The sequence below is a fragment of the Chloroflexus sp. genome, assembly GCF_034432675.1.
GTDB lineage: Bacteria > Chloroflexota > Chloroflexia > Chloroflexales > Chloroflexaceae > Chloroflexus.
Map to the genome: position 1 here is coordinate 1 of NZ_DAOUBI010000031.1, position 14,953 is coordinate 14,953.

Below are 14,953 nucleotides of genomic sequence, written 5' to 3' on the forward strand. Positions count from 1 at the left end.
CCCGTTGGAGACGTCGCGCAGTGGGTAGTTCCGCTGCGGCGCTGCTTCGTCCATCAGCGTCACATAGGGCGCGACGAACGCCCACTCTTCATCAGAAACATCACAGGGATAGGCTTTTCGTGTCATAGCGTTGTGATATACGAGCAGAACCGAAAAGTCCATAACAGGCTCTAAGGTAACTGCTGGCGTCTGCTTCAACGCCATTCGGCGAACATCACATCACTCCCACGAGTAGGGACACCGACCCCGCCGCGTACCGGTGCTCCCTGCTCGTCGCGTACAGTGAACGTCACCTCCTGACGTGGGCGGAGGCCGCAGATGCGCACATTTCCTGCGGCGTCAAATGCACTGCGTAGTCGTAGTCCGTCTATCGAAACTACCCAACCGTTGGTGTTAATTCCCCGGATTTGAATCAGAACGCAGCGGGTGTCTTCCGATTCGCTGAGCTTTACAAACCGTAGCCGCGGTGGTTCGGGGGGAATGGTTGGTGTTGGCGGTGGCGGTACGTCTGTATTGTCGATCAGCCAGCGTTCGATATAGCCACTCCGACTACTCAGGCTCTGATCATTACTGGTGCGAATGCGTACCCAGTACCATCCGGCAGGTTGATCACTCAAAATCTCAACTTCATCACCATTGCGGATCGGGTCACTCAAGGCACTGGTCGTCGCCGGTTCGGTGTACATGCGAGCAAACGCCCCCTGTCCATCTTCTTCAATTCGTCCGGTATAGCGATATTCGGCACGGACACCGGCTACAGTGCGCACACTGATATAGTCGCGCAGCGTCACGGCTGCGCCGGGTATCGGCGTATTGTTGAGTTCGAGCGTGAAAGGGATCGCACCGGCCAGCGGGATGGTGAGATCGGGTAAACGCAGGCGAAGCTCGTTGTCGCTGCTACCATCGACTATTGTCAACGCAATTGGTTCATAACCGGCTGCGCGCAGGGTCGCTGTGCGTACTTCGGACAATCCAACACCCTGCACCGTAAATTCTAACGGTGTTGATCTGATATACAGATCGGTGGGAACGATGCGGTCAATCTGAAACGATAGCACATACACCGGTGATGGTTGTGGGGTTGCTGTTGGCGAAGGAGTAGGTGGTGCAACCGTTTCTGTTGGGGCAACAACTGCCGTCGGTAGAGCGGGAGACGGCTCTGTCGTTGGTGTAGATGTTCTGTTTAGACCGATAGTAGCTAATACAGCAAGCAGCACAATGATCAGACCCCCAATCCCAATCGGTATCGACCAGTTCAGGTTCGTGGATGGCGTTGTCACTTTTAGGTCGGCCAGCTCTCGTTCGAGTGAGTCAATCGTCTGCATGATCTGCCCGACCCGTGGATCGTGGGCCGACAACTGGTCGAGTGCGCTACGGTAGGTTGCCAGGGCTTGTGCCGGCTGTCCCTGTTCATGGAGGGTAGTGGCGTCGGTGATGAGCTGACCAATCGGATCGACAAGTGAGGGTGGCGATGGGGTGGGGACAGGTGTTTCTACCGTTGCCATTGCCGGCGACGGCAGAATCGCCTGCCATTCTTTGAGCTGCGGGCAGTTCATCGGAGTCGAACTTTGCCAGAGGCGATCAAGCATTTGCGCTACCCCAAGCCCCCATCGGCGTGCCAATGCCTCACGCAGAATGTGGTACCGTTCACCGGTGCGGAGCAGGTCATCGTGAGCGAAGAAGCTATCGCCAGCAGCGGCATTTCGCACCTCTTCGTCACACCAGCCGAGCAGTTCAAGAATCAGCAGGGCGCCGTTGAAGCGATCTCCGGTCAGCCCTTGTGCCGGAACAGGGTGGTGATACGGACTCGTCGGTTGGGGAAGGGGTAAACGGAGAACACCTACACCGTGCATCGTTTCCAGATCGACGAGGGCGATAGGAGCCGCTGTACCTGGATCGATCAATCCCGGCAGCATCACATGCGCTGCCTGCAAATCACCGTGAACCAGACCTCGTTGCTCAAGTGTGACCAGCAGATCGGTTAGCGCACGAGCCAGACTCAAACTCTGCGCGGCACTGAGTGGCCGCCGATGGTGAATCAGTTCCTGCCAGGGCGGGCCATACACCCACGGCATCAGAATCGCGTACTCTAGTTCAGGTCGAGTCGTTGTAAGAGCCGGTTGGTTTGCCGTGGTGATGATCATCCGCCGTGCTACCTGTAAACCGGGAATGGCGCTGAGGGGCTGGATCTGAGTCGCGTGGATGCTGAGTGCCTGATCGCGAATCTGATCTTGTATCTTCAGGGCAACGAAGCCGCCGGCAGTGCGCAACTGGACAAGCCGGCTGTATTGACCTTCCTGGATAAACGGATGACCGGGAAGGGCAGGGTGAGCACATACTAGATAGCTGACGCCGTCAATGATTAGTTGTTCGTCTATGGCCGGCTGAAAGGACATGGGTCTGGTCACAGTCTAAGCAGTTGCAGGCAGTCAAACACGTTCGTAACTACGCTGTATGATGATATAAGCAGTATACCACCTTGCTACGTTCTCGTTGATCGGAATGAATGCTTTTAAAGAAAGATAGGCAGATGCAGGCATCTTATTTCCAGAACATGGCAGGTAGGATGGATCGGCATACCCTTTTAGGTTCGTGCTATGCGTGGCATTCATATCATCAACCAGAATTTGATCTTAAACTACACAGTGATTCTGTGCGCTATGTAGGTAGCTTTGGGCAGAGAGTGAACAATTCTCAATTGTTTGAGGTCTTGACGAATTGCGTTATACACTGTAGTCTATAGTATGCACCCCTTGTTATCTATATCACAACCGGCTATTAGCATTTACGTCAAGGAGGATGGTCGATGATCGACACTGCGCCCCTTGCCCCACCACGGGCGCCTCGCTCTAATCCGATTCGGGATCGAGTTGATTGGGAAGCTCAGCGCGCTGCTGTGCTGGCAGATCCTGGTGCCTTTCATGGCGCGATTGCCCGGACAGTTATCCACTGGTATGACCCACAACACCATTGCTGGATTCGCTTCAACGAGTCTAGTCAGCGTTGGGAAGGGCTAGATGCCGCTACCGGTGCTTCTGTAACGGTAGATTATCCCGCCGATTATCAGCCCTGGCAACAGGCGTTTGATGATAGTGAAGCGCCGTTTTACCGCTGGTTTAGTGGTGGGTTGACAAATGCCTGCTTTAATGAAGTAGACCGGCATGTCATGATGGGCTATGGTGACGAGGTGGCCTACTACTTTGAAGGTGACCGCTGGGATAGCTCGCTTAACAATGGCCGGGGTGGTCCGGTTGTACAAGAGACAATCACGCGGCGGCACCTGTTGGTAGAGGTGGTGAAAGCTGCGCAGGTGTTGCGTGATCTGGGCCTGAAGAAGGGTGATCGGATTGCCCTGAATATGCCGAATATTATGCCGCAGATTTATTACACAGAAGCGGCGAAACGTCTGGGCATTTTGTATACGCCGGTCTTCGGGGGTTTTTCGGACAAGACCCTTTCCGACCGTATTCACAATGCCGGTGCGCGGGTGGTGATTACCTCTGATGGTGCGTATCGCAACGCGCAAGTAGTACCCTACAAAGAAGTGTATACCGATCAGGCGCTCGATAAGTATATTCCGGTTGAGACAGCGCAGTCGATTGTTGAACAGACCCTGACCACCTTGCCCCTGACTGAGTCGCAGCGCCAGACGATCATCACCGAAGTGGAGGCCGCACTGGCCGGTGAGATTACGGTTGAGCGCTCGGACGTGATGCGTGGGGTTGGTGCTGCTCTGGCAAAGCTTCGCGATCTTGATGCAAGTGTGCAGGCAAAGGTACGCACAGTACTAGCACAGGCACTGGTCGAGTCGCCACCACGAGTAGAAGCTGTGGTGGTTGTGCGTCATACCGGTCAGGAGATTTTGTGGAACGAGGGGCGAGATCGCTGGAGCCACGATTTGCTGGATGCTGCGCTTGCAAAGATTCTCGCCAATGCTCGTGCCGCTGGATTTGATGTGCATAGCGAGAGCGATCTGCTCAATCTCCCCGATGACCAGCTTATCCGTGCGCTCTACGCCAGTATTCCCTGTGAACCGGTTGATGCTGAGTATCCGATGTTTATCATTTATACATCGGGTAGCACCGGTAAGCCCAAGGGTGTGATCCACGTGCATGGCGGTTATGTTGCCGGCGTAGTACATACCTTGCGGGTCAGTTTTGACGCCGAGCCGGGTGATACCATTTATGTGATTGCCGATCCGGGCTGGATCACCGGTCAGAGCTATATGCTCACGGCCACAATGGCCGGTCGGCTAACCGGGGTGATCGCCGAGGGATCACCGCTCTTCCCTTCAGCCGGGCGTTATGCCAGCATCATCGAGCGCTATGGGGTGCAGATTTTCAAAGCGGGTGTGACCTTCCTCAAGACGGTGATGTCCAATTCACAAAATGTTGAAGATGTGCGCCTCTATGATATGCACTCGCTGCGGGTAGCAACCTTCTGCGCCGAGCCGGTCAGTCCAGCGGTGCAGCAGTTCGGTATGCAGATCATGACCCCGCAGTACATTAATTCGTACTGGGCGACTGAGCACGGCGGGATTGTCTGGACGCATTTCTACGGTAATCAGGACTTCCCGCTCCGTCCCGATGCCCATACCTATCCCTTGCCCTGGGTGATAGGTGATGTCTGGGTGGCTGAAACTGATGAAAGCGGAACGACTCGCTATCGGATTGCTGATTTCGAGGAGAAGGGCGAGATTGTGATTACCGCCCCGTATCCTTATCTGACCCGTACGATCTGGGGTGATGTGCCCGGTTTCGAGGCATACCTGCGCGGTGAGATTCCGCTGCGGGCGTGGAAAGGCGATGCCGAGCGTTTTGTCAAGACCTATTGGCGACGTGGGCCAAATGGTGAATGGGGCTATATTCAGGGCGATTTTGCCATCAAGTATTCCGATGGTAGCTTCACGCTGCACGGGCGCTCTGACGATGTGATCAATGTGTCGGGCCATCGCATGGGTACCGAGGAGATCGAGGGTGCCATTTTGCGCGACCGCCAGATCACGCCCGACTCGCCCGTCGGTAATTGTATTGTGGTTGGTGCACCGCACCGTGAGAAGGGGTTGACCCCGGTTGCCTTCATTCAACCCGCGCCTGGCCGTCATCTGACCGGCGCCGACCGCCGCCGTCTCGATGAGCTGGTGCGTACTGAGAAAGGGGCGGTCAGTGTTCCAGAGGATTACATCGAGGTCAGTGCATTTCCCGAAACCCGCAGCGGGAAGTATATGCGGCGCTTCTTGCGCAATATGATGCTCGATGAACCATTGGGTGATACAACGACGTTGCGCAATCCTGAAGTGCTCGAAGAGATTGCAGCCAAAATTGCTGAGTGGAAACGCCGCCAGCGTATGGCCGAAGAGCAGCAGATCATCGAACGCTATCGTTACTTCCGTATTGAGTATCACCCACCAACAGCCAGTGCAGGTAAGCTCGCGGTGGTGACGGTGACGAATCCGCCGGTGAATGCGCTGAATGAGCGTGCACTCGATGAGTTGAACACAATTGTTGATCACCTGGCTCGCCGTCAGGATGTTGCTGCGATTGTCTTCACCGGTCAGGGAGCCAGGAGTTTTGTCGCCGGCGCTGATATTCGCCAGTTGCTCGAAGAGATTCATACGGTTGAAGAGGCAATGGCATTGCCGAATAACGCCCATCTTGCCTTCCGCAAGATTGAGCGCATGAATAAGCCGTGCATCGCGGCGATCAACGGTGTGGCGCTCGGTGGTGGTCTTGAATTCGCAATGGCCTGCCATTATCGGGTTGCTGATGTGTATGCAGAATTCGGTCAGCCCGAGATTAATCTGCGCTTGCTACCCGGTTATGGTGGCACGCAGCGATTGCCTCGCCTATTGTACAGGCGAAACAACGGCACCGGTTTGCTCCGAGCACTGGAGATGATTCTGGGTGGGCGCAGTGTACCGGCCGATGAGGCATTGGAGCTGGGCTTGATTGATGCCATTGCCACCGGTGATCAGGATGCGCTGTCGCTGGCATGCGCGTTAGCCCGTGCCGCAATTGGTGCCGATGGTCAGTTGATCGAATCGGCTGCGGTAACGAAGGCTTTCCGTCATCGTCACGAGCAGCTTGAGGAATGGCGCCAGCCTGATCCTCGCTTTGCCGATGACGAGCTGCGCTCGATTATCGCCCATCCACGTATCGAGCGGATTATCCAGCAGGCTCATACCGTCGGACGCGATGCGGCAGTGCAGCGGGCACTCGATGCAATCCGCTATGGCTATATCCACGGCTTCGAGGCTGGACTGGAGTACGAGGCGAAGCTCTTTGCCGAGGCAGTCGTTGACCCGAACGGTGGTAAGCGTGGTATTCGCGAGTTCCTCGACCGCCAGAGCGCACCGTTGCCGACCCGCCGACCATTGATTACACCCGAACAGGAGCAACTCTTGCGCGAACAGAAAGAACTGTTGCCGGTTGGTTCACCCTTCTTCCCCGGTGTTGACCGGATTCCGAAGTGGCAGTATGCGCAGGCGGTTATTCGCGATCCAGAAACTGGTGCGGCGGCTCACGGTGATCCCATCGTGGCTGAAAAGCAGATCATTGTGCCGGTGGAACGCCCCCGCGCCAATCAGGCGCTGATCTATGTCTTGGCCTCGGAGGTAAACTTCAACGATATCTGGGCGATTACTGGTATTCCGGTGTCGCGGTTTGATGAGCACGACCGCGACTGGCACGTGACCGGTTCAGGTGGGATCGGTCTGATCGTTGCGCTTGGTGAAGAGGCGCGACGCGAAGGGCGGCTGAAGGTGGGTGATCTGGTGGCGATCTACTCTGGGCAGTCGGATCTGCTCTCACCGCTGATGGGGCTTGATCCGATGGCCGCCGATTTCGTCATCCAGGGGAACGACACGCCAGATGGATCGCACCAGCAATTTATGCTGGCCCAGGCCCCGCAGTGTCTGCCCATCCCAACCGATATGTCTATCGAGGCAGCCGGCAGCTACATCCTCAATCTCGGTACGATCTATCGCGCCCTCTTTACGACGTTGCAGATTAAGGCCGGCCGAACCATCTTTATCGAGGGTGCGGCGACCGGTACCGGTCTGGACGCAGCGCGCTCAGCGGCCCGGAATGGTCTGCGCGTGATTGGAATGGTCAGCTCGTCGTCACGTGCATCTACGCTGCTGGCCGCGGGCGCTCACGGTGCAATTAACCGTAAAGATCCAGAGGTTGCCGATTGTTTCACGCGCGTGCCCGAAGATCCATCAGCCTGGGCAGCCTGGGAAGCTGCCGGTCAGCCATTGCTGGCGATGTTCAGGGCGCAAAATGATGGCCGACTGGCCGATTATGTGGTCTCTCACGCGGGTGAGACTGCCTTCCCGCGCAGTTTCCAGCTTCTCGGCGAGCCACGCGATGGTCACATTCCGACACTTACGTTCTACGGTGCCACTAGTGGCTATCACTTTACCTTCCTGGGTAAGCCAGGGTCGGCGTCGCCGACCGAAATGCTGCGGCGGGCCAATCTCCGCGCCGGTGAGGCGGTGTTGATCTACTACGGGGTTGGGAGCGATGACCTGGTTGATACCGGCGGTCTGGAGGCTATCGAGGCGGCGCGGCAAATGGGAGCGCGGATCGTCGTCGTTACCGTCAGCGATGCGCAACGCGAGTTTGTCCTCTCGTTGGGCTTCGGGGCTGCCCTACGTGGTGTCGTCAGCCTGGCGGAACTCAAACGGCGCTTCGGCGATGAGTTTGAGTGGCCGCGCACGATGCCGCCGCTGCCGAACGCCCGCCAGGACCCGCAGGGTCTGAAAGAGGCTGTCCGCCGCTTCAACGATCTTGTCTTCAAGCCGTTAGGAAGCGCGGTCGGTGTCTTCTTGCGGAGTGCCGACAATCCGCGTGGCTACCCCGATCTGATCATTGAGCGGGCTGCCCACGATGCATTGGCGGTGAGTGCGATGCTGATCAAGCCCTTCACCGGACGGATTGTCTACTTCGAGGACATTGGTGGGCGGCGTTACTCCTTCTTCGCACCGCAAATCTGGGTGCGCCAGCGCCGCATCTACATGCCGACGGCGCAGATCTTTGGTACGCACCTCTCAAATGCGTATGAAATTCTGCGTCTGAATGATGAGATCAGCGCCGGTCTGCTGACGATCACCGAGCCGGCAGTGGTGCCGTGGGAGGAACTACCCGAAGCACATCAGGCGATGTGGGAGAATCGCCACACGGCGGCAACCTATGTGGTGAATCACGCCCTGCCACGTCTCGGCCTGAAGAACAGGGACGAGCTGTACGAAGCGTGGACGGCGGGCGAGCGGTAGCGCGGATGGGTATTGAACAGGTAACGGACGGAAGATCGAAACTTCCGTCCGTTATCTTTTGGCCGTCGAGGCATGCTGAGCCGATTATCGTTGCCGTGGTTGTCCTGATGGGCAGACGCGCTCGAACCAGATGATACCACCGACGGCTATCGTCACCAAACCGGCGAAAACTAAGTAAGCCTCTGAAGGGTGCGCCTGCGTAATGTACACACCCACCAAACCACTCGCGCCGGCCAGCAGGTAGCAGGTGAGCACAGCTTCGCGCTTTGTCATCCCCAGCGTGTGCAAGCGATGAGAGAGATGATCTTTTCCTGCAGTTGTAAAGGGATTCACTCCGCGCCGGATACGAGCGACAATTACCAGGGCCAGATCGAAGAGTGGTAAGCCGAGCACACACACCGGTACCAGCCAGGTGACCAAGGGAATGTTGTTTAGAAAGCGAAGTTTAATCGCCAGCGCTGCCAGAATAAACCCGATAAACAGACTACCAGTATCGCCCATAAAGATACTGGCCGGATTAAAGTTGTAGCGGAGAAAGCCGATACAGGCGCCGATTAACGCCGCCGCCATCGCTCCAACCAGCACCTGACGCGGTTGATTCATGGCGGCCAGCAAGAGAAAAAATGCTGCCGCAATAATGGCAACGCCACTCGATAACCCGTCCATGTTGTCGAGAAAATTGATAGCGTTGGTGATAACAACCACCCATAAGAGTGTCACCATCCAGTTGAGAATCGGCTCTGCGAAGAGTTGCACCTGGGTACCGCCGAGCAACAAGACAGTTGCCGCCAGGATTTGACCACCGAGCTTGATGAGTGCCTTCATTCCCCAACGGTCATCGGCTAGACCGAAGAGTGAGACGATAGTAGCGCCCAGCAAGATACCGATCAGTTCACGAATATGCGCCAGGTCGCCGAATAAGAGCAGGGCAGCCACAAAAGCGGCATAGATCGCCGCGCCGCCGAGGAGCGGGATTGGCGTGGAGTGGCTATCACGGCTGCGTGGAATCGCAATGAAGCCACTGCGCAATGCTGCTCGCCGAGCCAACGGCGTAGCGAGGATCGAGAAGGTGAGGGCGGCGATGAGGATTAAGGCGATATTAGCCATACGGTGGGTTCCCCGGTCTTGCAAAGGAATGTAATCTCTTGCGAATCTGTCCTCTCGCCTTTATGGTGTAGCCGTGTGGTGTGCGATGGTCATTGTCGCATCTGTTCCAGCACCGTAATGAGCTGTTCGATCTGGTCTGCTTCGTTGTTGCGACCACTGCTCTTAAGTATCGAGAGCAAACGTTGCGCTTCGGCGACAGCCGCATCGTACTGAAGCGTTTCGCTCAAAACCAGCGTGTATTGCTGGCTGAGCGCGGGATTGGTGGGCTGGATGGCTACAGCGCGGGCGTATGGTGCTACCGCACCGGCCATATCGCCGGTTTGTACTGCCAGGCGGGCGACAGCGGCATACAACCTGCTTGCCTGATCGGATAGTGCCGGCAGTTCAATCGCCCGTTCGGGCTTCCCTTGTGCTTCGGTGAAGATTTGGTCGGCGCGTTCGGCTTGGACGGCAAAAGCCGCCCGAAGCTGGCTTAGCAAGTCAGGCCGGCTCTGCAACGCACGCGCAATGCGATCCAAGTTGTCGACCATCTGTTGTGGTGACTGTTCAATAGCCTGAACGTAGAAGGTGGCAGCAGCGTCCAGATCGCCGGTGCGGAAGCGTACCAGGTCACCCCGCCGCAGCGCCGTATCACCGTAGCGTGGATCGAGACGGGCCGATGTTTGCAACAGTTCATCAGCCTGCTGGAAGAAGGCACCAGCCTGCGCCGTGTCGCCGTTTGTCGTCGCATATTCGGCCAATTGCATCAACACACCGGCGCGCTCGTTGATCAGGGTAACATCACGCGGCGCGATCTCTGCCACCCGTTCGTACCAGTAAAGCGCCTTGTACAGCCGTTGGACATCACCCGTCCAGCCGTACCAGAAGGTGTTGATCCGTCCCGAATTAGCGTAATGATCTTTGTTCAGCGGGCTGAGCTGATGGGCACGAAGCAGCGCTGCTTCGGCGTGAGCCAACAAACTGAGGGGTGTCGAGCGTTGGACAAACGCCGTGATCGCCGATATGCCATCAAGACGGAGGAAGACATCAAGATCAGGTTGACCGGCGTCACCGATAGCGACACCCTGGTTGCGCAGCCCATCAGCCAGCGTCATCAACGTGCGGGCAAGGTGGAGATAGTAGAAATCCTCGCCGGGATTGGCCCGAATCGCGCCCAGATATTCATTCAGCGCAGCCAGGATGATCTGCGCGGATGGATTGCTCTGTTCGCTGTAACTCTGGGCCTGTTGAAAGCGCATATCGGCGTAGACTGGTTGGACATTGAGCCACCAGACCAGTGCAACGGTGATCAGGCCGATCAGGCCGGCCATCCCGAACGTTGTGCCATCCGGTCGTTGAGCACCGATCTGGCGTGCCGGTATTCGTTGCGGATTGCGCCGGGCAGGCTGGCGTCCGCCCGTCTTTGTCGGCTGGGCTGCCGGCTCAGGAACAGGTATCGCTGCCTGAGCATCTTCTATCTGCTTCGCTGCCACACTCAAGCCCAGCAACATCCAGAACATCATCAGCGTTGCCACAATTGGAATGCCGGTCAAGCCTTCAACCAGATGGGCTGTGATCGCACTCAGCACACCAATGATCAGCAGTTGATGACGCCAGCTCGTTGAGGCTTGTAGTTGCTGCCAGCAAAACAGCACTAGGCTCCCGATCAGCCAGCAGTAGGCAGCTAACCCTAAGAGACCTTTCGTCACGACCTCATCGAGGAAGGCTTGATGTGAACGGTCAGGTGATGCACCCCGCGCTTCGACATTAGCCAGCGACGGCGGATAGAAGCGGTTGAATGCGACAAACATACTCTCTGGCCCCCAACCGATGATCAGCCGCAGCGGATCACTGGTAATCAGGCCGAGCGTACCGCCGGCGTGCTCGTCACCTACCCAGATCAGACGACGCACCAGCCCGGTACCGCTCTCCACCTCTAGCAGTCGCCCCATCCGTCCCACATAGGGAATCTCGCGCAGACGGTTGAAGAAGGGCGCATCCGACAGATTAAACACGATCAGGAAGCCACCAACTATCAATGTGAGAGCGATCCAGCCGGCCAGCATCTGACCCAGACGGCGACTGTTGCGTTCATCACCGGTCGCCGCCAATCGTCGTTTCCCAAACCAGAGCGCGAGTGAGATAAACAGAAAAAGACCAGCTCCCAGGCCGATCCATGGGCCGCGACTCTGACTGAAGAAGATCGTCAGGAGGATCAGCACCAACGCCAGCGCACTGGCTACCGCCTGCAACTGCCAGGTCAGCCGCGACGGTTCTGATGGTATCTTTACGGCGAGACGTAATCCATAGCCGGCCAACAGTGCTACCACCGCTCCCACAAGCCAGAGCCACCAATCCAGCGCATTGGCCGCGATCTCAGCAGAGGCAACCTGCTGAACACCGGCGGTTGCATTGTAGGCAAAACTCATCCCAAAACCGAGCAGGAACAACAGGGTCACCACCAGCGGCCAGCGCGGTAGGGCCGCACCACGGTCGACGGTCAACAGCCACCACAGGGCCGTCGCACAGCCGACAGCCCCCGGAAAGAGCCACCAGTACCGAAAATCAATGGTGCGAATAGCAACACTAAACTTGACCGTCGCGAGAATGAGCAGGGTACCGGCCAGCCAGATCAGCAATTGGCTGCCTGCCCAACGCCATTCAGTTACCGGCTGGCTCGCACCCGGCGCCTGGTGGGCAGCCGCCAGCGCGGCCATCATGCGGTAGAGTGCGAGGGGCACGATCATGATCAGATAAGCGGCCACAAAGATCGAATTGCCCAGGGTTGACGCCACGCGCGCAATGACATCGCCGCGCCAGGGCAGGGGATCGAGCTGATAGTGCTGCATGATCCCATAGATTGCCACCACGGTACCGGCTGCCAGATTAAGCGAAATAAAGCGCTCGCGTTGGGTGGCTGTGCGGAGCGTGGTTGCGATCAGGACACCGAATATGACATACGAAAGAAACGTATACAACCCCTGCATCCGTTGGTACGACCCCCACAGACTGGTTGTCGGAGTCACGGAGGTAATCGTCGTGATCACAAAGACAGCGGTATAGCCTGCTACCGGCCAGAACAGCGGATGCCTGCGCAGCGCCGTCCAGTTCCAACCGGTTGTGGTCTGTCCTGCCGGACTTCGGCGATTGATCTGGTCGATCAGCCAGACCAGTGCCGCAGCCAGCCCGATCAGGGCCAGCGAACGCAACACAGCAGCTTTATCAGGTTCAAAGTGGCGCACCGAGTAGAGGTTGAAATAGATCGGCACCAGCGTCAGTGCCAGCAACCAGCTTGACTCGATGATCCGTGCGCTCCACCGTCCAAGAACACTATGGGAACGCATAGGGGGTAATAACCTCTCTTCATCAAGCGATACACAGGGAACAGGAACTAGCGCTCCGGAATTAATTCAGCTTGGCGATGCATCTGCCATGCCTGCGCCCGTTCGAGAATCTGGCGGGCATTGGCGCGGCTATGATCGTTCGGAACACCATCAAGCATTGCTGCAATCTCATCAATCCGTTGTTCGGCGGATAATATCTCAACCGCTGTGCGGGTACGCCCGCCAACAACTTCTTTGCGAATATGGTAATGGGCATTGGCGAACGCGGCTACCTGTGGCAGGTGGGTGATACACAACACCTGATGGCGACGACTGATCATCCACAACTTCTGCCCAACCACATGACCGGCGCGACCTCCGACCCCAACATCAATTTCATCAAAGACCAGGGTTGGCACTTCATCAACTTGCGACAGAATCGACTTCAGCGCCAGCAACAGCCGGGCACTCTCGCCACCTGATGCGATACGCGCCAATGGTTTCAGCGGCTCACCAGGGTTAGGCGAAATCAGAAACTCAACCCGGTCGATACCGTTGCGATCACAGGCCAGGCGCCGACCATTGATCAGCGGCCCATTTGGATCATCCTGGTGATCAATCTGGACGGCAAACTGAACATTTGGCATCGCCAGGTCTTTCATGGCCATACTGATCTGCTGACTCAACTCTTCACCGACCTGCTTCCGCCGTTGCGATAGTTCGGCGGCCCGGCGCGCCAGCTCTTGCAGCAGAGCCTGTTCTTTCGCTTCCAGAGCCGCAATCTGGGTTGTAGCACTACTCAATTGCTCGATCTCGTCACCGGCGCGAGCAGCCTGCTCGATCAGCGTCGCCAGATCAACCCCATACTTACGTTGCAGATCGCGCAGCACCGTCAACCGATCCTCAATCACCTCAAGTCGGCGCGGGTCAACATCAAGATGCGAGCGATAGCTCCGCAGGGCAATCACCAAATCTTCAAGCTGGTACTGAAGCTCGGTAGCCTGCTGGGCGAGCGGCGCAGCCCGATCATCGAAACGACTCAATTCATTCAAAGCATCAACTGCCAGCGCCATCGCTTCCGAAGCCGGGCGCCCACTGCGGCCCTCGCCACCGCTATACAAGGCTCGATACGCCTCATCGGCCAGGGTTGCAATCCGGGTCGCATTCTGCACAATACTGCGCTCGCGCAACAACTCCTCTTCTTCGCCCGGTCTGAGCTTTGCCGCAGCCACATCATCGCACAACAATTGCAACTCCTCGATGCGAGCCTGGCGTCGCGCCTCACCGGTGCGCAAATCGTTCAACTGCGCCTGCACGGTACGCAATGCAGCTAACTGATCGGTTACCTGTTGCCGAAGCGGCAACAGATCGCCGAAGCGGTCGAGCAGATCAAGATGCGTGCGTGGATTAAAAAGCGACTGCCCCTCGTGCTGACCATGAATATCGATCAACCGGCTGCCAATCTCGCGGAGCACCGCACTATTCACGGCTCGACCATTGACACGAGCCACACTGCGCCCCGACTCAGCCGACATCTCACGGGTCAAAATAAGCTGACCGTCATCTTCATCGTACAGATCGTATTCAACCAGCAGAGGCACCAGGTGAGGGCAATCATCAAGACTAAAGACCCCCTCAACGCGGGCGCGCGCACAACCGGCACGCACAAACGTCGGATCAACCCGGTCACCACGCAGGGCACCGAGCGCATCAATAATGATCGACTTACCGGCGCCGGTTTCACCGGTCAGCACATTGAAACCCTGCTCGAAGCGCAGATGCAGTCGGTCAATAATCGCAAAATCCTGGATCTGCAACTCAATCAGCATACGGCAGGCACTGCTCGCGTAGGCATATCTGCACGATTGTTATCACTGTTGTGCATTGTACCACAATCGATTGTTAGCGGGGGCATCGCGGCGATGATAGATGCAGTGTAAGTAAAAGGTGTATCAAGCAGAGGTGGTCACCAAAGAATACTCGCGCCGTTTGCTCTGTTGCAAACATTGATTAAATGTGGTAACAATGGCTTCTGCACCCGCGAGCAAGCCGTTGTGGCAACGTTGCGCGTATCGCCTCTCACCTGAGCCAAACGGCGCTGCCACGTTCTGCGCCTCCGAACCGTCCGCATCATTCCCCCTTGCCCCAGGTGGCGGCGTGCGTGCTGCTGATGGTCTCCCGCGACCGCAGGTACCGCGACACGGCAGCGTGGCTGTTGACCACAGCTCAGGTTCGCCAGGCGGTGGACCTGCCCACCGTCCCCGCTCAC

The 14,953-nt window shown here is 57.2% G+C and carries 7 protein-coding genes; 2 read left to right on the top strand and 5 right to left on the bottom strand.

Annotation, left to right across the window (positions count from 1 at the left end; genetic code table 11):
* Both VAE55_RS02555 and VAE55_RS02560 read right to left on the bottom strand, forming a co-directional pair.
* Positions 1 to 126: transposase (locus tag VAE55_RS02555; protein ID WP_416181162.1), on the bottom strand; the 126-nt coding region annotated here is incomplete at its 3' end.
* 68 nt (positions 127 to 194) lie between these two features.
* The gene (locus VAE55_RS02560) at positions 195 to 2,396 is read right to left on the bottom strand and encodes a serine/threonine protein phosphatase (protein ID WP_322814252.1); all 2,202 of its coding nucleotides are present in this window, start codon (positions 2,394 to 2,396) and stop codon (positions 195 to 197) included.
* 410 nt (positions 2,397 to 2,806) lie between these two features.
* On the opposite strand from VAE55_RS02560, the gene pcs reads away from it, so the two are divergent.
* Positions 2,807 to 8,275 (top strand): propionyl-CoA synthase subunit Pcs, encoded by a 5,469-nt coding sequence (gene pcs / locus VAE55_RS02565; protein WP_322814253.1) that lies wholly within the window; start codon positions 2,807 to 2,809, stop codon positions 8,273 to 8,275.
* 84 nt (positions 8,276 to 8,359) lie between these two features.
* Here pcs and VAE55_RS02570 read toward each other — a convergent pair whose 3' ends face one another.
* The 3 genes from VAE55_RS02570 to recN all read right to left on the bottom strand — a co-directional run bounded on the left by VAE55_RS02570 (position 8,360) and on the right by recN (position 14,513).
* Positions 8,360 to 9,382, bottom strand: coding sequence for an MraY family glycosyltransferase (locus tag VAE55_RS02570; protein WP_322814254.1), 1,023 nt, complete (start codon positions 9,380 to 9,382; stop codon positions 8,360 to 8,362).
* An 89-nt stretch (positions 9,383 to 9,471) separates the two neighbouring features.
* Positions 9,472 to 12,705: an O-antigen ligase family protein gene (locus tag VAE55_RS02575; RefSeq protein ID WP_322814255.1), complete on the bottom strand. Its 3,234-nt coding sequence runs from the start codon at positions 12,703 to 12,705 to the stop codon at positions 9,472 to 9,474.
* A 47-nt stretch (positions 12,706 to 12,752) separates the two neighbouring features.
* Positions 12,753 to 14,513, bottom strand: coding sequence for a DNA repair protein RecN (recN, locus tag VAE55_RS02580; protein ID WP_322814256.1), 1,761 nt, complete (start codon positions 14,511 to 14,513; stop codon positions 12,753 to 12,755).
* Between the two features lie 196 nt (positions 14,514 to 14,709).
* Here recN and VAE55_RS02585 point away from each other — a divergent pair.
* A partial coding sequence (locus tag VAE55_RS02585; protein WP_322814257.1) for a hypothetical protein occupies positions 14,710 to 14,953 on the top strand: 244 nt, incomplete at its 3' end.